Origin of the sequence: Ensifer sp. B1-9 (assembly GCF_050474445.1) — a bacterium.
Lineage (GTDB): Bacteria > Pseudomonadota > Alphaproteobacteria > Rhizobiales > Rhizobiaceae > Ensifer.
Genome location: NZ_JBCHVG010000002.1, coordinates 408,167 through 429,179, shown reverse-complemented (window position 1 = coordinate 429,179; position 21,013 = coordinate 408,167). Strand labels below are relative to the sequence as shown.

The following is a 21,013-nucleotide window of genomic DNA, read 5'->3' as shown; positions in this document are numbered from 1 at the left end:
GCGAAGCTTCGATAACCTTAATCGAACGCCCCGCTTTGCTGCGAAGTCCGGCACTCCTCCACACATGGTTGTCAATAGAGCCTTTTTTCGCCGATAAGCGCGGCGCAAGCCCGCCGCGATCGAGCGTTTCGCACAGGGTTCGATGACCTCGGTAAACGAACGGCAAATCATGCAGCCGATCCATCGCTTCGTCAGAGCTGGGACTCGATCGGCAGAATTCGGATCAGGTTGGCCATCAAACGCCTCGCAAGGCTGGCATCCGGCTCGTGCCGCAGCAGCCTCTCGGAACCGTTGGCGCGATCACGCCAGACAAGCCGTGAGCCGTCCATTCCGAGCCGATAGCTGATCGACGGCGAAGTCTCCTCCTCGAACATGCCGGCGAGTTCGCCGGCAAGAGCCTCGTCCGCAAACACCACGCCCATTTCCGTGTTGAGCGATGCGGAGCGCGGATCGAAGTTCATCGAGCCGACGAAGCCGTGTCGGCCATCGACAACGAAAGCCTTGCTATGCAGGCTCGCATTGCGCGCGCCGAACAACGACATGCGATGTCCTTCGGCGACATCGCCCTGTTCCTTCAATTCGAAGAGTTCCACGCCGGCGCGCACGAGTTTGCCGCGATACTTGACGTACCCGCCGTGAACGGCTGCGACATCCGTCGCAGCAAGAGAGTTGGTCAGCACCGAGACGCGCGCGCCCCGCGCCGCAATGGAGGTAAGCTCGCGCGTCCCGGCAACGCCGGGAATGAAATAAGGTGAAATGATCCTGAGATCCCTCGCGGCCGCCTCTATCAACGGGAAGAGCTCACGCAGCAACCAGTTCTGGCGCCGCTGCATCAGCGCCTTTTCCGGCGGGTCCGATACCAGGCGGATCTCCGAACTCCAGTGAAGGCGCCGCGAGCCGTGATAGATGTCGGCCTCCTTGACCGCGCTGTCGATGCGTTCGATGTAGAACCGGCCCGCCGGCGTCCGGGCAAGCCCGTCGACGGCGTCGCGGAGCGCCGGCAGATATTGCTTGCGCGGTGTGCGCAGCGCCGCGATCGGGAGAACCGAGGCGCTGTTCCAATAGCGGTCGAACATGGCAGACGCCTGCTCCAGCACCGGCCCCACCATCCAGACGTCGAGGTCGCGGAAGTTGGAGAGTTCGGCAGCGTCGAAATAGGCGTCGCCGATGTTGCGTCCACCGGCGATGGCGATGCGACCGTCCGCCACCCACAGCTTGTTGTGCATGCGGCGGGTGGCGCTGAAGGCACGGATCGCCATTTCGAAGCCGCGACGAAAGCGATCGGTCCGCGCCCGGCTCGGGTTGAAGAGCCGCACGTCGATATTGGGGTGGGCGTCAAGCGCGATGCACATGCGATCGTGAATGCCGGCATTGATGTCGTCGAGCAGCAGCCGGACACGCACGTCCCTGTCGGCGGCGGCCAGGATCTCGCGAGCCAGCAGAAGACCGGTCAGGTCATCCTTCCAATAGTAATACTGCAGATCGAGGCTTCGACCGGCGCGCCGCGCCGCATGCGCGCGCACCACCAGAGCCTCGATATTGTCGGAGACGAGCGACACGCCATTTGCCGCTGGATGGGCTGCAAGAAGCGGCGCCAGATGCCGATCGAGTTCGGTTCCAGCCTCGGCCACCGGCAGCGCGGTCGACGGCAGCCCATGCGGGCGCCGCCCGAACCGGCCGTAGATGTAGAGGACGGCCGAAACGACCACACCGACGATGATAGCGACGACGATCAGGACGAAGGACAACATCGAAAGCTCGCCCCGCGCCTGACGTCAGGCCGATCCCGTGCGACCGGCATCGACCCGATTTCCGTCTCGGTGCTCCTGCTGGGCAGCCTTCAACGCGATCGAGGCTTTTATCGGCAGATGGTCCGAGGCGATCCGCGCAAGCGGTGAGTCATGTACGGCGACCGAGGTTACCAGGTGGTGTGGATTGCCAAGCACACGATCGAGCGGAAGCAGGGGAAAGCGCGACGGAAAGCTCGCGACCGTGGCATGCGACGGATCGAAAACCGGACTGAGGAACGACAGCGACGAGCGCCGACCCATGCGCCACTCGTTGAGATCGCCGATCAGCAAGGTCGGCCGCCCGTTCGCATCGGCCGCCGCCTCGAGGATTGCCTCGGCCTGTTGAGCGCGGGAATGCCTGAGAAGGCCGAGATGGGCGGCGATGATGCGCAATGGGCCGACCTTCAGGTCGAGATCGACGACGAGGGCACCGCGCGGCTCGACGCCCGGCAGTTTCAGTTGCCGCACGTCCGAAACCGCTCCCTCGCGCAGCAGCAGCACATTGCCGTGCCACCCATGCCCCTTCGCGGAAAACCCGGAGATCGGCACCGAGACGAGGTGGGCTTCACGGCGGAGGTGGTCGAGATCGAGAAGCCCGGCGCGCTCCCCGAACCGCTGGTCCGCCTCCTGAAGCGCAACGATATCGGCACCCAGCTCGCCGATCACATGGGCCGTCCGCCCGGGATCGAACCGCCCGTCCGTGCCGACACATTTGTGGATGTTATAGGAGGCGATGACGATGTCGCCGCGGTTCACCGCGGTTTCGCGATGGACGACCGTGGGGCGCCGCTTGCGGATCGCCGCCACGATCCCCGCCGATAGACTGGACTGGTTTTTTGCCATGCCGCTCCCTGCCTGCTGCCCGCATCATTGCGCAAATAGGTCGCCCGGCGCCACCGAAAAAGGGTGGAAGGCGGAAGTTGTTTCGCAACCGCATTGCGGCAAAGACCGGATGGATGCCGAAACGGCAGGAGCAGCGCGGGCATCCATTTTAGCCGTTCACGACCAATCGGCCGGCCCAGCGAACAGGACCAAATTTCCGTCCGGATCGAGCACGATGAAGGTGCGGGCACCCCAGGGTTCCATCCGCAGCCGCTGGTGAAAATGCACGCCTGCAGCCTAGTACGTCAGGAACAATCGCTTGATGTCATTGGCGGTTTCGACTGTGATGACAGCCGAAAGCAGGTCTTCGCGCTGCCGGATGTCGCCGGCGAAGACCGGCTCGCAAACGAGACGGAAGGCGGGCCTGGGCACTGTCCCGAGTCATCTGCCCATAGAAGGGCGGATCGCCATGGGCGAAATCGACGGCAAGGCCGAGTTTCTCTGCGTAGAAGTCGCACGCGGCCTTGATATCGGCAACGAACAGTTGCGCGGCGATCGATTGCAGCACCGGCCGCGAAGTCGTGGGACTTGACTGCGCGGTCCTTGTCAGGGCTCCTGAATTGAGCGCCTGCCGACTGTCAAATCCGGATTGGCGCGCAATCAGTTCCTGCGCGTCGGCAAGCTTGAACTCCGCCTTGAGAATGGCGTCGTCATCAATTTCCCGGTAACGCGGCAAGGCAGCCCTGCTCTGGGCCGCGACCGGATGGTACCGTTCGCGATGCCATTTGAGGTGCTGCTTCGCCTGCTCTTCAGGTTTTCAAGGTTTGGCATCGGCGCAACTAACGGCATGTCATCCATAGGCGGGCATTGCCCTTTCAGCCTCCGGCCGATGCGCCCTACGCAGTCTCACGAAATTGACTGCCATCGCCGGCCCTGTCAACGCCGTGCCGGCGGCCGGAGGGATGTCTGCACTTGCCGGTCGAACGACGATTCCCGTAGAAATAGATCTCGGTCAAATCCTGCGAAGAGCCCGTTGCATGCCTGGTATAACTATTAATGGCGCCCAAAGGCGCGTTTCCATCGACGCGCGCGATCCCGCGTTCTACCGTGATCCACTCGCCGCCTATGCCGAGATCCACGCGCAATGCCCGGCCTTCTTCTGGGAAGAGCGGCAACAATGGTATTTCGCTGGCTACGACCAGGTGAACACGCTGCTGCGCGACCGGCGTTTCGGCCGGCAGATTCTGCATGTGGCGACGCGCGAAGAGGTTGGCCTTCCGGCACCGAAGCCGCATTTGAAGGATTTCGACGCGCTCGAGGAGCATTCGCTGCTGGAGCTCGAACCGCCGGCACACACGCGCCTGCGTACACTCGTCAACCGCGCCTTCGTCTCGCGGCAGATCGAACAGTTGAGACCGGATATCGAACGGCTGTCGCATGCCCTGATCAACGGTTTCGAGCGCAATGGTGAAGTCGAATTGCTCAAGACCTATGCCGAAACGATCCCGGTGACGATCATCGCCCGCATGCTCGGCATACCCGTCGAGGCGGCACCCGATCTTCTCGACTGGTCGCACCGCATGGTCCGGATGTATGTCTTCAACCCGAGCCACGAGACCGAACTCGACGCCAACCGGGCTTCCGCCGACTTTGCCGCCTACCTCAAAAACATCATCGCGGAGAAACGCCACAATCCCGCCGATGATCTGCTGAGCCACATGATCACCTCGGAAAAGGATGGCGAGCGGCTTTCCGAGGCCGAACTGGTCTCGACCACCGCCCTGCTCCTCAATGCCGGTCACGAAGCGACGGTGCATCAGATCGGCAATGCGGTCAAAACCATCCTGCAATCCGGACTCTCTGCCACGGACCTGTTTGCCACGGAAGCGGCAACGGCGCTGACGATCGAGGAGTGTCTGCGCTTTGCGGCACCGCTGCATATTTTCCAGCGTTATGCCCTGACGGACGTCGAGCTCGGTGACGGCATCACGCTTCGAAAGGGTGACAAGATCGGCCTTTTGCTCGGGGCGGCCAATGTCGACCCGAAAAAGTTCACGGACCCGAATGTGTTTCGGCCGACGCGTGACGAAGGCGCCAACGTCTCCTTCGGCGCCGGCCTGCATTTCTGCATCGGCGCGCCGCTGGCCCGGCTTGAACTCAATCTATCGCTGCCGATCCTGTTTCGGCGGCTGCCGAACATGCGGCTGAAGAACGAACCCGAGGTGAAGGATGCGTTCCATTTCCACGGACTGGAGCGCCTCGACCTGGTCTGGTGAGCCGCACCGAAGCCCTGTCTCCGGTGCTGCGGCGATCAAAGGCGGATGACGTAATCCTTGCGCGTGGTCTCGACGACTTCCCAGGTGCCTTCGAAACCGGGGCGCAGGATCATGCTGTCGCCGGCACGCAGATGCGCCGCCTCGCCACCATCCTGCGTGACGATCGAATAGCCGGAGATGATGTGGAAATATTCCCACTCCTCGTAGACGATCCGCCATTTGCCCGGCGTCGATTCCCATACCCCGGCGTAGAGGCCGCCCTCGGCCTCCTCCAGGTTCCAGGTCCGGAATTGCGGCACCCCGGAAATCAGCCGGTCGGCGGCCGGCGTACCGGTTTCCGCCTCGACGGAAGACAGATCGAATTTCTGCATTTTCGTCATTTTGGCACCTTCGCGGGAGGCGTCGCCTCCCCTCCTGTTTCAGAGCTTGGCCAGCGACTGCTCGAGATCGGCGATGATGTCGGAGACGTCCTCGATGCCGACCGAGAGACGGACGACATCCGGTCCGGCACCGGCCGCCACCTGTTGCTCGGGCGTCAGTTGCCGATGGGTGGTCGAGGCCGGGTGAATGACGAGCGAGCGCGTGTCGCCGATATTGGCGAGATGCGAGAACATTTCCAGCCCCTCGACGAAGCGCTTGCCGGCCTCGTAGCCACCCTTGAGACCGAAGGTAAAAACGGCGCCAGCCCCCTTCGGCGAATAGCGCTGCTGAAGCGCGTGGTTGGGGTCGTCCTCAAGCCCGGCATAGCTTACCCACGACACCTTGTCGTGCGTCTTCAGCCACTTGGCGACCGCAAGCGCGTTGTCGCAATGGCGCTGCATGCGCAGAGGCAGGGTCTCGGCACCGGTCACGAGCATGAAGGCATTGAACGGCGAGATTGCCGGGCCGAAATCGCGCAGGCCCAGGACACGGGCGGCAATCGCAAAGGCGATATTGCCGAAGGCCTGGTGCAGGACGACGCCGGCATATTCCGGACGCGGCTCCGAAAGCATCGGATACTTGCCGGACTTCGACCAGTCGAAAGTGCCGCCGTCGACGATGACGCCACCCATCGAATTGCCATGGCCGCCGATGAACTTCGTCAGCGAATGCACGACGATATCGGCGCCATGCTCCAGCGGCCGCAGCAGGTAGGGCGTCGCCATGGTGTTGTCGACGATCAGAGGCAATTCGTGCCTGCGGGCAATCTCGGCGATCGCGGCGATGTCGACGAAGGTGCCGCCGGGATTGGCGAGGCTTTCGATGAAGATCGCCTTGGTGCGCCGATCGATCTTCGCCTCGAAGGAGGCCGGGTCGCTCGGATCGGCCCAGCGCACCTGCCAGTCGAAGGACTTGAAGGCATGGCCGAACTGGTTGACCGAGCCGCCATAGAGCCGGTTGGCCGCGACGAAGTTGTCGCCTGGGCTCATGATCGTGTGGAAGACGAGCAACTGTGCCGCATGGCCGGAGGCAACCGCCAGCGCCGCCGTGCCGCCTTCGAGCGCAGCGATGCGCTCTTCCAGCACAGCCTGGGTCGGGTTCATGATGCGGGTGTAGATGTTGCCGAACTGCTGGAGACCGAAAAGCGCCGCGGCATGGTCGGTATCGTTGAAGACGAAGCTCGTCGTCTGGTAGATCGGCGTCGCCCGCGCCCCCGTGGTCGGATCAGGCTGCGCTCCGGCGTGGATTGCGAGCGTGTTGAAACCAGGATTGTCTTTCGTCATTTCGTACCTCCCATGACCCGAGCGCCGCGCCAGCCGGCGCGCCGAGGACGCCCTATCACTTTGAATCTGTGTGTGACCCGCAATCGACCCTCCGCGGCCAGCGCGGAGGTGGCGGCACTATTCCAGAGCCTACGTGTGCGGTCAAAGAGGATTTTTGCGAAACTGACGGTTGTGCGGACCGTGCCCTATCTCAGCCGATCAGCCGCGGATACTCGATCGCCGGACAGCGGTCCATCACCACCTTGATCCCGGCAGCTTCCGCTTTTGCCGCTGCGCCGTCGTGGCGCACGGAGAGCTGGCCCCAGATCACCTTCGGCAATCGGTCAAGCGCCAGGATCTCGTCGACGAGCGCCGGCAAGGCATAGGCCGCGCGGAAGACGTCGACCATGTCGATCGGTTCCTTGACGTCGGCCAGCCTGCCGACAACCGTCTGGCCGAGTAAGGTCTTGCCGACGTGACCGGGATTGATCGGGATCACCCGATAGCCCTTGCGCAACAGGAACGCCATGACCCGATGGCTCGGTCGCTCGGCATTCGGTGAGGCACCGACGAGGGCGATCGTCTTGGTCTCGCGCAGGATGTCGGCGAGATAGTAGTCCGGATAGGCGTCGTGGTTCATCTAAGGCTACGGGGTCCATTGTAACGGCCGTATAATGATGCCGGGACCCGGCAAGTCAACTGCGCGCTCCATACTTCCCGCGTGTCGCTCAAGACGACCGCCGCCGCGACACTTTCCGATTGCATTTACGGCCGAGCGGCGCGACAAGCGTCATAAAGCCTGCCACATCGTTTCCGAGGTCCCATCTTGCCCGTTGAAGTCATTGCGCTCGTCCTGTTCGGGGCGTTGTTGCACGCGACCTGGAATGCCCTGGTCAAGGCAGGCTCGGAAAAATCGCTCGACGCAGCAATGATCGCGCTCGGGGCCGCCGCCGTGGCAATCCCCTTCCTGCCCTTCCTGCCCCTGCCGAAACCGGAAGCCTGGCCCTACATCCTGGTTTCGGCGCTGTTCCAGTTCGCCTATTTCCAGCTTGTCGCCGCCTCCTATCGCGCCGGCGACATCGGTCTCGTCTATCCCCTGATGCGCGGCACCGCGCCCTTGATCGTCGCGGCCACCAGCGGTGCCTTGATCGGCGAGCAGCTTTCGTTCGGTACGATGATCGGCATTCTGACGATCTCGGCCGGCGTCCTGACACTCGCCTTCGAGTCGCGAAAGGGCGGGAAACACGCGATCGTGCTCGCCCTCCTCAACGCCTGCGTCATCGCCTGCTACACCTATGTCGACGGCATCGGCGCGCGCATCTCGGGCAATGCGATTTCCTACACGCTGTGGATGGCCCTGCTGCCGCCAGCGCTGCTCTTCACCTGGGCCTTCGCCCGACGCGGCATCAAGCCGGTCGCCCGCCACGTCTACAAGAACTGGTGGCGCGGACTCATCGGCGGCGCCGGGTCGATCGGCGCTTACGGCCTGGCGCTCTGGGCGATGACCAAGGCGCCGGTCGCCACCGTCGCGGCGCTCCGCGAGACGTCGATCCTTTTTGCGGTGGTCATCTCGGTCGTGTTCCTCAAGGAACCGGTCAGCGTCTGGCGCATCGCCGCTGCCTGCGTCATTGCACTCGGCGCGCTGCTCTTGAAGCTCGCCTGACCGTCAGTCGTCCTTCCATTCCGGCATGCGCTTGCCGAGGAAGGCACCGATACCGTCCTCGGCATCGCGGGCCAGCATGTTCTCGACCATGACGCCGACGGCGTAGTCATAGGCATCCGGCAGGTCCATCTCGGCCTGGCGATAGAAGGCCTCCTTGCCGATCTTCAGCGCCTGCGGCGACTTCGACGCGATCACCGCGGCATATTTGTCGACGACCTGGCGCAGATATTGCTGCGGCACGATGCGGTTGACGAGGCCGAAATCCTTGGCGGTCGAGGCGTCGATGGTCTCGCCGGTCAAGAGCATCTCCATCGCCTGCTTGCGATGCGCCGCACGCGTGAGCGCGACCATCGGCGTCGAGCAGAAGAGGCCGATATTGACGCCGGGCGTACAGAAGGTGGAGCTGTCGGTGCAGATCGCCAGGTCGCAGCTTGCCACAAGCTGGCAGCCGGCCGCCGTCGCAAGCCCGTCGATCTCGGCAATCACCGCCTGCGGCAGCCGGTTGATCTTCAGCATCAACTCAGCGGCCATGCGGATCGTCTGTTCGAAGAAGGCTCTGCCCCGATCGTCGTCCTCGCGATGAACAGTCATTTCCTTGAGATCGTGGCCGGCGGAAAAGAGTTTGCCCGAAGCGGCAAGCACGACGACCTTGATTTCCTTGGAAGCGGCGATTGCGTCGAACTCCGCGTGCAAGGCCTCCATCATGGCGATCGAAAGCACGTTGGCCGGCGGATTGTTAAGCGTCAGCCGCAACACCGGCCCGGAGCGTTCGCGCAGCAGCATCCCGTTCGGCTCTTCCTTCCTGAACGATACGACCTCGGCCATGATCTTCTCCTGAAACGTGAACTCGGGCTTGGTGGTACGCCGGACGCGCGTGCGGCGCAAGCTGGCGGGAGAACCAGCGGCGCATCCCGTCTAAGACCTTTTTCCGCCTTGCGTCCGGCCGCCGGTCGGTTTCAGGTGGCGGCAGATATGTTGAAGGATGCAATGAATGACCATCGAGCCGATCATGACCGTCGACGACCTCAACCGGTTTCTCGACACGGATTTTCCGCAGGTCCACACCGACGGCAAGGTCTTTCATGTCACGGCGGTCGGCCCCAGCTTTGCCACGATGCGGCTCGATCCGAACGAGCGGCACATCCGCCCGGGCGGCACCGTCTCGGGCCCTACCCTCTTCGCGCTTGCCGACGTTTCCGCCTATATCGCGCTGATCGCCCATATCGGACCGATCGCGCTTGCAGTCACCACCAATCTCAACATCAATTTCCTGCGCAAGCCCGAGCCGGAACCGCTCGAATGCACCTGCCGGATCCTGAAACTCGGCAAGCGGCTGGCCGTTCTCGACGCATCGATCGTCAAGGTCGGCAGTGACGATCTCGTCGCGCATGCAACGGCGACCTATTCGATTCCACCGCGCTAATTTGTGGTATCAAAATACCATAATAATAACCTATTGTTTTTGCTTGACTTTATTTCCAGAACGCTGATTTCGCGTTCTTGACGCTTGTTTCGCACTTGCGTATAAGCTGCCGCAGATCGCGGTCCTCAAGGGCCGCTTTCTTCTTTTGTCCGGGAGACCGGCCAAAACCAAGCAACAAGAAACGCCCGGCGGTTCGCCGCTCGGGTCCAAAGAAAGAGTTTTGATATGGCAACCTTCGTTCAGAAGCCTGCAGAGGTGGAGAAGAAGTGGATCATCATCGACGCCGAAGGCCTCGTTGTCGGTCGCCTCGCTTCCATCATCGCAAACCGCCTGCGCGGCAAGCACAAAGCTACCTTCACCCCGCATGTTGACGACGGCGACAACGTCATCGTCATCAACGCCGAGAAGGCAGTTCTGACGGGCAAGAAGTACACCGACAAGAAGTACTACTGGCACACCGGCTACCCCGGCGGCATCAAGGAGCGCACCGCTCGCCAGATCATCGAAGGCCGCTTCCCGGAGCGCGTCATCGAGAAGGCCGTCGAGCGCATGGTTCCGCGTGGTCCGCTCGGCCGTCGCCAGATGAAGAACCTGCGCGTTTACGCAGGCGCCAACCACCCGCATGAAGCACAGCAGCCGGCCGTCCTCGACGTCGCCAAGCTGAACAGCAAGAACACAAGGAGCGCCTGATAATGGCTGACCTTTCCGCTCTCAAGGACATCGCCACGACCGCGGAACCGGCTGCTCCGGTTCACGTCAAGAAGGTCGACGCCCAGGGTCGCTCCTACGCGACCGGCAAGCGTAAGGACGCTGTCGCCCGCGTATGGGTCAAGCCGGGCTCCGGCAAGATCACCATCAACGGCAAGCCCTACTCGGCTTACTTCGCCCGTCCGGTTCTGCAGATGATCCTGCAGCAGCCGATCGTCGCTGCTGCCCGTGACGGCCAGTTCGACATCGACGCGACCGTTGCTGGCGGTGGTCTCTCCGGCCAGGCCGGTGCCGTTCGTCACGGCATTGCCAAGGCGCTGACCTACTTCGAACCGGGCCTGCGCTCCGTTCTGAAGCGTGGTGGCTTCCTCACCCGCGACAGCCGCGTGGTCGAGCGCAAGAAGTACGGCCGTGCGAAGGCACGTCGTTCGTTCCAGTTCTCGAAGCGTTAATCGCTTCCAAACTGCGACACTGGAAAGGCGGGGCTTTGCTCCGCCTTTTTTGTTATCGTCGCCAGCATAACATCCGATAACGTCGACCTTCCGAGGCATAGCGTATGACCACGTCCCCCGTCGCCAAGACCCCAGCGCCTCCCTATTACATCGTCACCTTCTCCTCACGGCGCACGGCCGGCGACAACGGCTACGACGACATGGGCACGGAAATGGAGAGGCTTGCCCGCGAACAGCCCGGCTTTCTCGGCCTCGAAAGCGTGCGCGGCGCCGATGGCTTCGGCATTACCAATTCCTACTGGGCGGACGAAGCGAGCATCACGGCATGGAAAAGCAACGTCCGTCATCTTGCCGCCCAGCGGATAGGCCGCGAGCGTTGGTACGAGGATTATCAGGTGCGGGTCGGCAAGATCGAACGGCAGTACGGATTCGAGCGCACTTAAACGACGCGGCTCCGTGCGGCGCTCATTTTGAGCCGCTTCAGATCGGCAATTCGGTGGTCGACTTGAGTTCGCGCAACACGAAACTCGATACGACCGTGCGCACATGCGGATTGCGCATCAGATACCGCGTCATGAAGGCGTCGTAGCTTTCGACGTCGGCCGCGCGGATCTTCAGCATGTAGTCGAACGTACCCGACAGAGCGTAACACTCCATGATTTCCGGCCGGTCGCGCACCACGGCCGAGAAGGCCGCGATCGCTTCGTCGTGATGGTCCTCGAGTGTCACGTGGGCGATGATGCAGAGTTTGAGATCGAGCTTTGCCGGATCGAGCAGCGCCACGCGCTTGCGGATGACGCCGTCGCCTTCCAGTTCCTGCAGGCGTCGCCACGCCGAGCTTTGCGACATGCCGGCCTTTTCCGCCAGTTCCGAAAGAGACTGGCCGCTATCGGCCTGAATCAGCCGCAACAGCTTTCGCAATGGTTGAAGATTTTCTTTCACATCGGACGGCATACCGAAATTTTCTCCCGCTCACAGTCCACAGCCTGGCAACTGTGAAACAAATACTCGCTCCAATCGCGATACAATTGCAACAGAAGAAGTTGTTCTGACGAGCGAGGAGGCGTCATGACCAAGGAAAGCACTTATACCGCCAAGCTGCCCGAGCCTGACGGCACCTATCTCTACACCCCGGAAGAGGATGCGATCTGGGGCGAGCTCTATCAGCGGCAGATGAAGCTTCTTGCCGACAAGGCCTGCGACGAATATCTGGAAGGCGCAAGGACGCTCAACCTCGGCCCCGATCACGTGCCCCAATTGAAGGACGTGAACCGCCGATTGGCCGAGACTACCGGATTCGGTGTGGAAGGCGTTCCCGCCCTCATTCCGCCGTCACGCTTCTACGAGCTCCTGTCCCAGGGCAAGTTTCCTCTGGCGACTTTCATTCGTCGGCGTGAGCATATCGACTACATCGAAGAGCCCGATATCTTCCACGAAGTCTTCGGCCATTGCCCGCTGCTCACCAACCAGAGCTACGCGAATTTCGTCCGTCGCTTCGGCGAAAAGGCGGCTTCGCTCGGCAAGGGCTATTCGTGGCACATGTTCCGGATCTTCTGGTTCACGGTCGAGTTCGGTCTGATCAACACATCGAAGGGTCGTCGCTGCTATGGTGCCGGCATCGTGTCTTCGCCGAACGAGACACGAAATGCGATGGAGACCCCTGGCATCGAGTTCCGTCCGTTCGACCTGATGACCGTGCTGCGCACGCCCTATCGCATCGATATCGTGCAGCCGATCTATTACGTGATCGACAGCTTCGCGCAGCTCGAAACGATCATCGAAGAGGATGTCGCCGCGCGCATCACCGAAGCGAAGGCGCTTGGCGACTTTGCCCCGACCTACGAGGCCAAGGCCTCGTAATCGCGAAAGATTCGGCCGGCAGGGGCCTTGCCTTGCCGGCGACGATTGTCCAACGTCTCGCCACCACACGTTGGAGCGGGATGCGCGCACAGGATGCGCCCACCCCGCCCTGGAGCAGAGGCGGGCCATGGCCAACAGGACAATCGATCATGCGCTGACGGCGCGTTCACTGACATCGGCGGCATCCGACCCGACACATGCCGGCATTCTCTCCTTCATGCGGCGCAAATACTCGAAGCAGTTGAAGAGCGTCGATGCCGTCGTCTGGGGCATCCCGTTTGATGCCGCGACCTCGAACCGCCCCGGCGCTCGCTTTGGGCCACAGGCGATCCGGCGCGCTTCGGCGATCTTCGACAACGATCCGCAATACCCCTTCGAGCGCGATCTCTTCTCGGAGATGGCGACGATCGACTACGGCGACTGCCTGCTCGACTACGGCAACCATTCGAAGACGCCGGCAACGATCGAGCGCGAGGCCGCCAAGATTCTCAGGAGCGGCGCCTATCTGCAGACGCTCGGCGGCGACCACTTCGTCACCTACCCGATCCTGAAGGCGCATGCGGCTATCCACGGCCCCCTCGCCCTCGTGCAATTCGATGCCCACCAGGATACCTGGCCGGACGAGCGCGGCCGCATCGATCACGGCTCCTTCGTCGGCCGTGCCGCGCGCGAGGGCCTGATCGACACCGACGCCTCGATCCAGATCGGCATCCGCACCCACGCGCCGGACGATTGCGGCGTTCGTATCCTCTATGGCTATGACGTCGAAGAAATGAGCGCGACCGAGATTGCCGAGTCGATCATCCGGCAGGTGGGCGAGCGGAAAGCCTATCTCACCTTCGACATCGACTGCCTCGACCCGGCCTATGCGCCCGGCACCGGCACGCCGGTCGCTGGCGGCCCGTCGAGCGCCAAGATCCTCTCGGTCCTGCGCAAGCTCGGCGCGCTGACGGTGGTCGGCAGCGACGTCGTGGAAGTGGCGCCCGCCTACGATCATGCCGATATCACCGCGATCGCCGGCGCGACCGTCGCCATGTACCTGCTGGGGCTGCATGCGGAAAAGCTTGCGGAGCGCGCGCCACTGCGCTGAAAGCAAGCGCCGCCGTTGCGACGAAGGGCGGCTGCTTGTATAGGAATTGACAGGCTTGGCGGTGGTCCGCCCGCCTGTTGAGAAAATGATTCAATTCTATGCCAGACTGATTCCGGAACGACCTCTAACCTACTGGCAGAACGGGAAAATCATGAAACCGAAGATCTTCATCGATGGCGAACACGGCACCACGGGCCTGCAGATCCGCACGCGCATGGCCGGCCGCAGCGATCTGGAACTGCTTTCCATACCGGAAGCAGAACGACGCAACGCCGCGATGCGCGAAGATCTCCTGAACGACGCCGACATCGCGATCCTCTGCCTGCCGGACGATGCCTCGCGCGAAGCGGTTTCGATGGTCGCCGGCAATAACAAGGTGCGCATCATCGACACATCGACCGCGCACCGCATTGCGCCCGACTGGGCCTATGGTTTTGCCGAAATGGACAAGGCGCAGCCGGAGAAGATCCGCGACGCCCGCCATGTCGCCAATCCCGGCTGCTATCCGACCGGCGCGATCGGCGTGATCCGGCCGCTGCGCCAGGCCGGCATCCTGCCGGACGGCTATTCGGTCACGGTCAACGCGGTTTCCGGCTATACCGGCGGCGGCAAGCAGATGATCGCGCAGATGGAGGACGAGACCAATCCGGACCACATCAGCGCACCGCACTTCCTCTACGGCCTGCCGCTCAAGCACAAGCACGTGCCCGAGATGAAGATGCACGGCCTGCTCGATAGGGCTCCGATTTTCGCCCCCTCGGTCGGCAAGTTCGCGCAGGGCATGATCGTCCAGGTTCCGCTCTACCTCGAAGATCTTGCCGCCGGCGCAACACTGGAGACGGTGCACGCGGCGCTGGTCGAGCACTATGCCGGTCAGTCGATCGTCGAGGTCGTGCCGCTTGCGGAAAGTGAAAAGCTCGCACGCATCGACGCGACCGAGCTTGCCGGCACGGACACGATGAAGCTCTTCGTCTTCGGCACCAGCGGCGGCAATCACGTGAACCTCGTCGCCCTGCTCGATAATCTCGGCAAGGGCGCCTCGGGCGCGGCCGTCCAGAACATGGACCTGATGCTGTCGGCCTAAACGGCAACTTCACCTGAAAATCAGAAGACCCCGGCGAGCGGCTCGCCGGGGTCTTCTGATTCATCGCTTCGGTGCGAACGTCAGTCGCGATACTCGATCGCCGTCGGCCGCGGATATTCGCCGTAGAATCCGCGCCAGTGGGCGACGGCGAAGCCGAGCACGACTAGAGCGCCGCCCTGGTGCAACACGCCCCAGCCGATCGGCACCTGCAACACCAGCGTGGTGATACCGATGGCCGCCTGGGCCGAGACGAGCAGGAACAGAAGCATCGAGCGCCGTGCGTGTGTGGTTTCCGGGGCAGCCCTCAATGAAGCGATCATGTGCATCAGCGCGAAGGAGAACAGCACATAAGCGCCGATGCGGTGAACAAACTGCACCGTCTTCGGGTTCTCGAAGAGATTGATCCACCAGGGTTGCTGCAGGAACAGATCCTGCGGGACTATCGCACCATCCATCAGCGGCCAGGTATTGTAGCTGAAGCCGGCATCGAGGCCGGCGACGAGCGCGCCCAGATAGATCTGGAACAGGCTGAAGATCGCGATGATCATTGCCATCTTGCGTGAACGGTCGGTGGGCGCGACATCATTCGAATGCGGACTGAGCCCGCGGAAGATCCACATACAAGAGGCGAAAATCAGACAGGCGATGACGAGGTGCGTCGCCAGCCGGTACTGGCTGACCTCGGTGCGCTCGACGAGGCCGGAGGAAACCATCCACCATCCAATGAAGCCTTGAAAGCCGCCAAGCGCGAGGATGCCGAGAAGCGGCATCCGGAGCTTACGCTCGACCCGCCCGGCCAACCAGAAGAACGCGAGCGGCAGGGCGAAGATCAAGCCGATGGTACGGGCCAGCAGCCGGTGCGCCCATTCCCACCAGAAGATCGTCTTGAATTCGTCGACCGTCATGCCGTTGTTCATCTGCTGATATTGCGGAATGCGCTGGTAGAGCTGGAACTCTTCCTCCCATTCCTCGGCCGAAAGCGGCGGGACCACACCATGGATCGGCTTCCATTCGGTGATCGACAATCCCGATTCCGTAAGGCGCGTTGCGCCACCGACAAGCACGAGCGCAAAGAGGGTGAAAAGCACCACCGCCAGCCAGCCGCGGATTTGCCGCCGGTTACGGTCGGTCCTGCTGATCTCGTTTCGAAGCATCTGTTCTGTCGCCAATTCGACGCCGGCCATCATTTTCCCTCTGGTATCGCAGGGTTGTCGGCGGAGCGACCGGACGGATCAACGGTCGCACCTCTCGGAAAGCCGTTGATTTGCACCAGAGCGGCATGCAAAACAAGGCCGAAACCTTTGCGGCATGCGGTCGCGGCCTCCTTGCCCATATGTAAGCCACGTGAAAGAAGTGAAATGCCCGTACGCCTCAGAAAGCTGATCGGCACGATCCTGATCATCATCCTCGTCGTCGTTTATGCGCTTGCCGCCGTCACCTTCGCCTCGCTGCTGCTCGGCGCGTCGCCGTGGTGGGTGCATCTCGCCTATTTCTTCTTCACCGGCCTGCTCTGGATATTGCCAGCCATGCTGATCATCAAATGGATGGAAAAGCCCGCCAAGGATCGCTGATCCCCTACTGCATGTCTCCTTAAATCGACCTCGATTTGAGGACGAAGACATGCAGTAAATCAAAGTGCTACAGCGACCTTTGCGCGTCTTAAAAGACGCGCGACGCTGTAGGCGTTGCGCACATCGAAGAGGTCACTGATGAGACTTGCGGTCATTTCCGATATCCACGGCAACGATCTTGCGCTCGAAGCGGTACTCGCCGACATCGATGCGCTGGGTATTCGCGACATCGTCAATCTTGGCGATCACCTGAGCGGCCCGCTCAATGCCGCCCGCACCGCCGACATCCTGATCGAGCGGCCGATGCCGTCGATCCGCGGCAATCACGATCGCTATCTGCTGACTGTCGACCCCCTGCACATGGGGTTGTCCGATCGCGCCGCTCACGACGAATTGCAGCCGCGACACCGCGAATGGCTCGCCACTTTGCCCGCGACGCTGGTTTACAAAAGCACGGCCTTCCTGTGCCATGCAACGTCGGAAAACGACGAGGCCTATTGGCTCGAGGCCCTGAGCACTGGTGGCATCGTCCATATGGCAGCCCATTCAGCGATCGAGGCTTTGGCCGACGGTATCGACTATCCGGTGATCCTCTGCGGTCACACCCACATCCAACGCGACGTCCGCCTCTCCGACGGACGCCTCGTCGTCAATCCCGGCAGCGTCGGCTGCCCCGGCTATGTCGACGACCAGCCCGTGCCGCACAAGGTCGAGGCGGGCTCTCCGCATGCGCGCTACGCGATCATCGAACAATCGGCGGCAGGGTGGGGTGTCACCTTCCGCAACGTTCCCTATGATTGGATGGCTATGTCCCGGCTCGCAGCCAGCCGCAACCGGCTTGAATGGGCAAAGGCATTGGCCACAGGTTTTCTCGATTGATCGGTTGGGTCACGGGATGCCCGCTCGTTTCACGCTTTGCTAACCGCGTTCCCCGGTTATTCTCCAAAGCAGTTCATAAGAATTCCCGCATTAAACGGATCGTAGCGGACTTGAGGTTCAATCGCTCGGCAACAGGGACCGGATGGCACCTTCGATGACGAACTCCGACCTTACCATGGAAGGCTCCGGCGACCGTCGCCCGCGTGCTTCCACGCGTGTCGGTCCGACCGATGCTGCGAGCCGCTTCGCGATTTCGATCCATCGCACAATGGAGCCGCTGGAGGCCGAGTGGCGTGCACTCGACAGCCTCGCTGGCAATTCGCTGCATCACGCCTACGACTGGTGCCGTGCCTGGGCGGAAACCCACGGCAGCGATCTCTTGCTGCTGCGCGTAGCGCTCGATGGTGAGCTTCTCCTCATTCTGCCGTTGGAACTCAGTCGCGGGCGCCTGTTTCGGAGCGCCCGTCTGATCGGAACGGAACACAGCAACCTTAACACCGGGCTCTTTGCCGCCGATGTCTCGGCGGCGATGACGCCGGCGCTGGCCCAAGCCTTGGCCGGAGACATCACAAGGGCGCTACTCGGCTTCGCCGATGTCCTCATGATCGAACGGACACCAAGCGAGTGGCGCGGCAGCGTCAGCCCCTTCGCCGCACTCCCTGGCGTCGCAAATCCCAATTCTTCGTTCCAGCTCCCCCTCCTCGGCAGCATCCAGCTCACGCTGGCCCAGATCAACGCCAAGCGCCGCCGCAAGAAGATGCGTATCTCCGAGCGACGCTTGGCGGAAATTGGCGGTTACGACTATGTGATCGCCCAAACTGCCGGCGAAACGCAGGCGCTGCTCGACACCTTCTTTCGGCAGAAGACGGCACGCTTTGCAACACTCGGTCTGCCCGATGTCTTTAAGGACACCGAGACACAGGCCTTCTTCCATGCGCTTGCCTCCGACCAGGATGGCGATCCACAGCTCATGCAGTTGAACGCCATCCGGCTCAAGGGTGAACATGACGGGCGGGTGGTTGCCGTCGCCGGGCTTTCTCTGAAAGGCGACCATGTCATCTGTCAATTCGGATCGATCGACGAGGCGCTGGCGGGCGATGCAAGCCCGGGTGAGTTGTTGTTCTATCGGATGATCGAGCGCCTCTCGACGCAAGGCCTGCGCCTGTTCGATTTCGGTGTCGGCGACCAACCCTACAAGCGATCCTGGTGCACGATCGAGACGCCGTTGCGTGACATTGCGTTACCGGTGACGTTTTGGGGGCGCCTTGCCGTCCTGCGCCATCACCTCGTCGTGCGGGCAAAGGCTGCAGCGAAGTCGAACAAGGCGGTTTACGCTCGCCTACAGCGAGCGAGGCGGTTCAGACAAGGTAAAGTCGATTCACAAAGCATCCCCGACTGAGGGGCTGAACAGTAGCGTCGCAACCGTGCGGACCGCGTTGATTACGCGCAGTCGGCACGCCGCCCTCCGTCAGGCGGCATCCTGGTCGGGATAATCCGGATCGGTCTCTGCCTGCCCGGTCATGAGGACGATGTCGCGATAGCCAGCGGCACCAAAGCCGGTCAGAACCTCGACGATGCGTTCATCGCTGACCGACGGTGCCGAGAGGATGATCTCTGCGCCATCGCGTCCGGCAATCTTCTCGACAGCCATTTCGTCGGCCGGACCACATTCTACCAGAACGAGATCATAGGCGTTGGTCAGGGCGTCGATGATCATCTTCAGCCGTTCGATGCCACGCATCGCCTGCCGCGGGTCGGCATCGCCCTGGGGGATGATGTGGGCGTCGGAGAAGCGGTCGGCATGAATGGTATCGGTGAAGGGCACCTCACCCGCCAGAAGGTTGGTAATGCCGGGAAGCTGCGGCGAGCGCGCCATCAGGCGCGTCGGGCAGGCCGAGCCGGTCAGGTCGATCAGCACGACCTTCACGCCATCCTCGGCCAGAAGGCGTGCCAGCATCACCGTTGCGGTCGACCCTTCGTCTCCGCCCGGCGACACCGAAATCGCGACGCGCACGCCGGTGGCGCGCAGATGTTCCGCCACCGCTTCGATCGAGAAATCCGGTTCGGCGGCTGCTTCCGCGGCGTCCGCATCCGCATCCGACGTTTGCGCCGCGGGCAGCAGGTCGACAGCGTCACCATCGGCCACGGGCGCTACGTCGGGCGAGGTGTCCGCGGCAACGATCGGGATGTCGGCGGCGCTTGCAGCCAGGGCTGGCCGCGGGCGAACCGGTGCCAGCCGCTCGCCGGTTGCCGAGACCGGCCGCAGCGCCCGGCCACTGAACAGTTCGCCGAGCATGATCACGACGCAGCTCAACAGGAACGTCGCAAGAGCGGCAACGATCGTGATCGGCAGCACCTTCGGGAAGCTGGCGCTCGTCGGGACCACCGCATTTGAAATCACACGTGCATCGGCTGGTGTCGCATTCTCGACCGTGCGCGACGTCGCCTCCCGGTAACGGGCAAGATAGGTCTCGAGCAGCTGCCGCTGGGCTGTCGCTTCGCGCTCGAGCGCGCGCAGGCCAACCTCCTCCTCGCCCGCCTGGGCCGACTGTGCCTTCAGCGCGTTGAGTTGCTGGACGAGCTGCTGTTCACGCAGTTCGCCGACTTTCGCCTCGTTTTCGAGGCTCGTCAGGATCTTGCGCGTCTCCGTGTGAATCTGTCCGCGGATGCCTTCAAGTTGCGACTTCAGCGCCTTAAGGCGCGGATGACCGTCAAGCAACGTGGTCGAAAGATCGGCGACCTGTGCCTGCAGGTTTGCCTCGGTCTCCTTGAGCCGCTGGATCATCTGCGACCCGACGACGTCGGTGATCGTGTCCGGTGCCCGGCCGCTCGCAAGCGCGGAGCGCACGCCGGCAGCGCGCGCTTCCGCGTTGGCACGTTCACCACGCACGCGGGCCAGCTCGGTCGAGATATCCGTCAGTTGCCGTGTCGCGAAATTTGTCGTCTCGCCGGTCGGCAACAGATCGGACGATGCGCGGTAGGCGGCAACTTTTGCCTCCGCATCCCGCACCTTCTCGCGCAGATTGGCGATCTCCGGCTCGAGCCAGCGGGTGGCCTCGGAATTGGTGTCGAGCTTCGCGCCGCTTTGAAGCGCAAGGTAGACCTTCGCCATCTCGTTCGGAACCGCGGCCGCAAGCTGCCGATCCTTCGAAGTGAAGCTGATCGCGATCACGCGTGACTTCTCGACCTGATAGACTTGGAGCTTGTCGTTGAATTCCTTGAGCACCCTCTCTTCGGGTGGCATTTCCAAAGGGTTCTTCTTGAGGCCGAGCATGACGAGAAGATCCGAAAGCGCCGAGGGCGCAGCCGACGGATCGAATTCCTTGAGCTCATAGAGCTTCATGTTGCGCGCAACCTGCTTGATGAGGTCGGCGGAGCGGAGCACCTGTACCTGGCTCAAGATGCCGGACTCGTCGAAGACGCGATCGGCCCCGGCCTGCGAGGCCTGGTTCGGGCCACTGAACTCCGGCTCACGGGATTCAATGAGCACGCGGGTTTCGCTCTGATAGTCCGGAGCAATCATCTTCGTGGCACCGAAGGCGAGTGCCGCCACACCGGCGGTTGCGAGCAGCACCTTGACGCGCCGATCCCAGACGGCGCGAAACAGGCCGCCGAGATCGATATCCACATCCTGTTGACCGCTGCCGCTTCCCGACATGCTACTGGCTCCGAACCTTCAAATTTTGCCGGAGGGTAAATGAACATGGTAACGC

The 21,013-nt window shown here is 62.4% G+C and carries 21 protein-coding genes and 1 pseudogene; 12 read left to right on the top strand and 10 right to left on the bottom strand.

Features of this window, described 5'->3' with window-relative positions:
* Positions 1-191: 191 nt before the first annotated feature.
* The 3 genes and pseudogenes from ACQ5BM_RS05295 to ACQ5BM_RS05285 form a co-directional block, all read right to left on the bottom strand.
* Positions 192-1,751, bottom strand: a complete 1,560-nt coding sequence (locus tag ACQ5BM_RS05295) for a phospholipase D family protein (RefSeq protein ID WP_429808703.1) — start codon at positions 1,749-1,751, stop codon at positions 192-194.
* A gap of 24 nt (positions 1,752-1,775) precedes the next feature.
* The gene (locus ACQ5BM_RS05290; RefSeq protein WP_429808700.1) at positions 1,776-2,633 is read right to left on the bottom strand and encodes an endonuclease/exonuclease/phosphatase family protein; all 858 of its coding nucleotides are present in this window, start codon (positions 2,631-2,633) and stop codon (positions 1,776-1,778) included.
* Between the two features lie 156 nt (positions 2,634-2,789).
* Positions 2,790-3,443 (bottom strand): annotated as a pseudogene (locus ACQ5BM_RS05285) (VOC family protein).
* 206 nt (positions 3,444-3,649) lie between these two features.
* Here ACQ5BM_RS05285 and ACQ5BM_RS05280 point away from each other — a divergent pair.
* Positions 3,650-4,888: a cytochrome P450 gene (locus tag ACQ5BM_RS05280; protein ID WP_429808698.1), complete on the top strand. Its 1,239-nt coding sequence runs from the start codon at positions 3,650-3,652 to the stop codon at positions 4,886-4,888.
* A 35-nt stretch (positions 4,889-4,923) separates the two neighbouring features.
* Here ACQ5BM_RS05280 and ACQ5BM_RS05275 read toward each other — a convergent pair whose 3' ends face one another.
* The 3 genes from ACQ5BM_RS05275 to ACQ5BM_RS05265 all read right to left on the bottom strand — a co-directional run bounded on the left by ACQ5BM_RS05275 (position 4,924) and on the right by ACQ5BM_RS05265 (position 7,210).
* On the bottom strand, positions 4,924-5,268 hold the full coding sequence (locus tag ACQ5BM_RS05275) for a cupin domain-containing protein (RefSeq protein ID WP_429808695.1): 345 nt from the start codon (positions 5,266-5,268) through the stop codon (positions 4,924-4,926).
* 39 nt (positions 5,269-5,307) lie between these two features.
* Positions 5,308-6,591, bottom strand: coding sequence for an O-acetylhomoserine aminocarboxypropyltransferase (locus ACQ5BM_RS05270; protein WP_429808692.1), 1,284 nt, complete (start codon positions 6,589-6,591; stop codon positions 5,308-5,310).
* A 190-nt stretch (positions 6,592-6,781) separates the two neighbouring features.
* Entirely contained in the window at positions 6,782-7,210 is a 429-nt protein-coding gene (locus ACQ5BM_RS05265; RefSeq protein WP_429808689.1) for a CoA-binding protein, read from the bottom strand.
* A 186-nt stretch (positions 7,211-7,396) separates the two neighbouring features.
* Here ACQ5BM_RS05265 and ACQ5BM_RS05260 point away from each other — a divergent pair, with 186 nt between their 5' ends.
* On the top strand, positions 7,397-8,233 hold the full coding sequence (locus ACQ5BM_RS05260; protein WP_429808686.1) for an EamA family transporter: 837 nt from the start codon (positions 7,397-7,399) through the stop codon (positions 8,231-8,233).
* A gap of 3 nt (positions 8,234-8,236) precedes the next feature.
* Here the strand turns inward: ACQ5BM_RS05260 and ACQ5BM_RS05255 are convergent, their stop codons facing one another.
* Positions 8,237-9,058 (bottom strand): enoyl-CoA hydratase, encoded by an 822-nt coding sequence (locus ACQ5BM_RS05255; protein WP_429808683.1) that lies wholly within the window; start codon positions 9,056-9,058, stop codon positions 8,237-8,239.
* A gap of 166 nt (positions 9,059-9,224) precedes the next feature.
* Between ACQ5BM_RS05255 and ACQ5BM_RS05250 the strand changes: the two genes are divergently transcribed.
* The 4 genes from ACQ5BM_RS05250 (at position 9,225) to ACQ5BM_RS05235 (ending at position 11,259) form a co-directional block, all read left to right on the top strand.
* Entirely contained in the window at positions 9,225-9,656 is a 432-nt protein-coding gene (locus ACQ5BM_RS05250) for a PaaI family thioesterase (RefSeq protein WP_429808681.1), read from the top strand.
* 225 nt (positions 9,657-9,881) lie between these two features.
* Positions 9,882-10,346, top strand: coding sequence for a 50S ribosomal protein L13 (rplM, locus tag ACQ5BM_RS05245; protein WP_429808678.1), 465 nt, complete (start codon positions 9,882-9,884; stop codon positions 10,344-10,346).
* A gap of 2 nt (positions 10,347-10,348) precedes the next feature.
* Positions 10,349-10,816 (top strand): 30S ribosomal protein S9, encoded by a 468-nt coding sequence (gene rpsI, locus ACQ5BM_RS05240; protein ID WP_173516154.1) that lies wholly within the window; start codon positions 10,349-10,351, stop codon positions 10,814-10,816.
* A gap of 104 nt (positions 10,817-10,920) precedes the next feature.
* A complete protein-coding gene (locus ACQ5BM_RS05235) occupies positions 10,921-11,259 on the top strand; it encodes an antibiotic biosynthesis monooxygenase family protein (RefSeq protein WP_429808676.1) in 339 nt (112 codons plus the stop codon).
* 37 nt (positions 11,260-11,296) lie between these two features.
* Here the strand turns inward: ACQ5BM_RS05235 and ACQ5BM_RS05230 are convergent, their stop codons facing one another.
* A complete protein-coding gene (locus ACQ5BM_RS05230; RefSeq protein ID WP_429808673.1) occupies positions 11,297-11,770 on the bottom strand; it encodes an Lrp/AsnC family transcriptional regulator in 474 nt (157 codons plus the stop codon).
* 114 nt (positions 11,771-11,884) lie between these two features.
* On the opposite strand from ACQ5BM_RS05230, the gene ACQ5BM_RS05225 reads away from it, so the two are divergent.
* The 3 genes from ACQ5BM_RS05225 to argC all read left to right on the top strand — a co-directional run bounded on the left by ACQ5BM_RS05225 (position 11,885) and on the right by argC (position 14,850).
* Positions 11,885-12,676 carry a phenylalanine 4-monooxygenase gene (locus ACQ5BM_RS05225; protein WP_429808670.1) on the top strand — a complete coding sequence of 264 codons (792 nt, stop codon included), beginning with the start codon at positions 11,885-11,887 and terminating at the stop codon, positions 12,674-12,676.
* Positions 12,677-12,803: 127 nt separating this feature from the next.
* Positions 12,804-13,766: an agmatinase gene (gene speB, locus ACQ5BM_RS05220; RefSeq protein ID WP_429808667.1), complete on the top strand. Its 963-nt coding sequence runs from the start codon at positions 12,804-12,806 to the stop codon at positions 13,764-13,766.
* A gap of 151 nt (positions 13,767-13,917) precedes the next feature.
* Entirely contained in the window at positions 13,918-14,850 is a 933-nt protein-coding gene (gene argC, locus ACQ5BM_RS05215) for an N-acetyl-gamma-glutamyl-phosphate reductase (protein WP_429808664.1), read from the top strand.
* Positions 14,851-14,930: 80 nt separating this feature from the next.
* Here the strand turns inward: argC and ACQ5BM_RS05210 are convergent, their stop codons facing one another.
* Positions 14,931-16,034, bottom strand: coding sequence for a COX15/CtaA family protein (locus tag ACQ5BM_RS05210; protein WP_429808661.1), 1,104 nt, complete (start codon positions 16,032-16,034; stop codon positions 14,931-14,933).
* A 174-nt stretch (positions 16,035-16,208) separates the two neighbouring features.
* On the opposite strand from ACQ5BM_RS05210, the gene ACQ5BM_RS05205 reads away from it, so the two are divergent.
* The 3 genes from ACQ5BM_RS05205 (at position 16,209) to ACQ5BM_RS05195 (ending at position 18,699) form a co-directional block, all read left to right on the top strand.
* Positions 16,209-16,421: a DUF2842 domain-containing protein gene (locus tag ACQ5BM_RS05205; RefSeq protein WP_247957779.1), complete on the top strand. Its 213-nt coding sequence runs from the start codon at positions 16,209-16,211 to the stop codon at positions 16,419-16,421.
* Between the two features lie 138 nt (positions 16,422-16,559).
* The gene (locus tag ACQ5BM_RS05200; RefSeq protein WP_429808659.1) at positions 16,560-17,300 is read left to right on the top strand and encodes a metallophosphoesterase family protein; all 741 of its coding nucleotides are present in this window, start codon (positions 16,560-16,562) and stop codon (positions 17,298-17,300) included.
* Positions 17,301-17,454: 154 nt separating this feature from the next.
* Complete coding sequence (locus ACQ5BM_RS05195; RefSeq protein WP_429808656.1) at positions 17,455-18,699, top strand: GNAT family N-acetyltransferase; 1,245 nt, start codon at positions 17,455-17,457, stop codon at positions 18,697-18,699.
* Between the two features lie 69 nt (positions 18,700-18,768).
* Here the strand turns inward: ACQ5BM_RS05195 and ACQ5BM_RS05190 are convergent, their stop codons facing one another.
* A complete protein-coding gene (locus tag ACQ5BM_RS05190) occupies positions 18,769-20,958 on the bottom strand; it encodes a GumC family protein (protein ID WP_429808654.1) in 2,190 nt (729 codons plus the stop codon).
* Positions 20,959-21,013: the final 55 nt, after the last annotated feature.

Excerpts from the sequence above, each read along its gene's own strand:
- ACQ5BM_RS05290 (WP_429808700.1), bottom strand. The coding sequence starts at position 2,633 with ATGGCAAAAAACCAGTCCAGTCTATCGGCGGGGATCGTGGCGGCGATC.
- argC (WP_429808664.1), top strand. The coding sequence starts at position 13,918 with ATGAAACCGAAGATCTTCATCGATGGCGAACACGGCACCACGGGCCTG.
- rpsI (WP_173516154.1), top strand. The coding sequence starts at position 10,349 with ATGGCTGACCTTTCCGCTCTCAAGGACATCGCCACGACCGCGGAACCG.
- ACQ5BM_RS05195 (WP_429808656.1), top strand. The coding sequence starts at position 17,455 with ATGACGAACTCCGACCTTACCATGGAAGGCTCCGGCGACCGTCGCCCG.
- ACQ5BM_RS05265 (WP_429808689.1), bottom strand. The coding sequence starts at position 7,210 with ATGAACCACGACGCCTATCCGGACTACTATCTCGCCGACATCCTGCGC.
- ACQ5BM_RS05295 (WP_429808703.1), bottom strand. The coding sequence starts at position 1,751 with ATGTTGTCCTTCGTCCTGATCGTCGTCGCTATCATCGTCGGTGTGGTC.
- ACQ5BM_RS05210 (WP_429808661.1), bottom strand. The coding sequence starts at position 16,034 with ATGGCCGGCGTCGAATTGGCGACAGAACAGATGCTTCGAAACGAGATC.
- ACQ5BM_RS05275 (WP_429808695.1), bottom strand. The coding sequence starts at position 5,268 with ATGACGAAAATGCAGAAATTCGATCTGTCTTCCGTCGAGGCGGAAACC.
- ACQ5BM_RS05255 (WP_429808683.1), bottom strand. The coding sequence starts at position 9,058 with ATGGCCGAGGTCGTATCGTTCAGGAAGGAAGAGCCGAACGGGATGCTG.
- ACQ5BM_RS05270 (WP_429808692.1), bottom strand. The coding sequence starts at position 6,591 with ATGACGAAAGACAATCCTGGTTTCAACACGCTCGCAATCCACGCCGGA.
- ACQ5BM_RS05280 (WP_429808698.1), top strand. The coding sequence starts at position 3,650 with ATGCCTGGTATAACTATTAATGGCGCCCAAAGGCGCGTTTCCATCGAC.
- ACQ5BM_RS05230 (WP_429808673.1), bottom strand. The coding sequence starts at position 11,770 with ATGCCGTCCGATGTGAAAGAAAATCTTCAACCATTGCGAAAGCTGTTG.
- ACQ5BM_RS05205 (WP_247957779.1), top strand. The coding sequence starts at position 16,209 with ATGCCCGTACGCCTCAGAAAGCTGATCGGCACGATCCTGATCATCATC.
- ACQ5BM_RS05235 (WP_429808676.1), top strand. The coding sequence starts at position 10,921 with ATGACCACGTCCCCCGTCGCCAAGACCCCAGCGCCTCCCTATTACATC.
- ACQ5BM_RS05200 (WP_429808659.1), top strand. The coding sequence starts at position 16,560 with ATGAGACTTGCGGTCATTTCCGATATCCACGGCAACGATCTTGCGCTC.
- speB (WP_429808667.1), top strand. The coding sequence starts at position 12,804 with ATGGCCAACAGGACAATCGATCATGCGCTGACGGCGCGTTCACTGACA.
- ACQ5BM_RS05250 (WP_429808681.1), top strand. The coding sequence starts at position 9,225 with ATGACCATCGAGCCGATCATGACCGTCGACGACCTCAACCGGTTTCTC.
- ACQ5BM_RS05190 (WP_429808654.1), bottom strand. The coding sequence starts at position 20,958 with ATGTCGGGAAGCGGCAGCGGTCAACAGGATGTGGATATCGATCTCGGC.
- rplM (WP_429808678.1), top strand. The coding sequence starts at position 9,882 with ATGGCAACCTTCGTTCAGAAGCCTGCAGAGGTGGAGAAGAAGTGGATC.
- ACQ5BM_RS05225 (WP_429808670.1), top strand. The coding sequence starts at position 11,885 with ATGACCAAGGAAAGCACTTATACCGCCAAGCTGCCCGAGCCTGACGGC.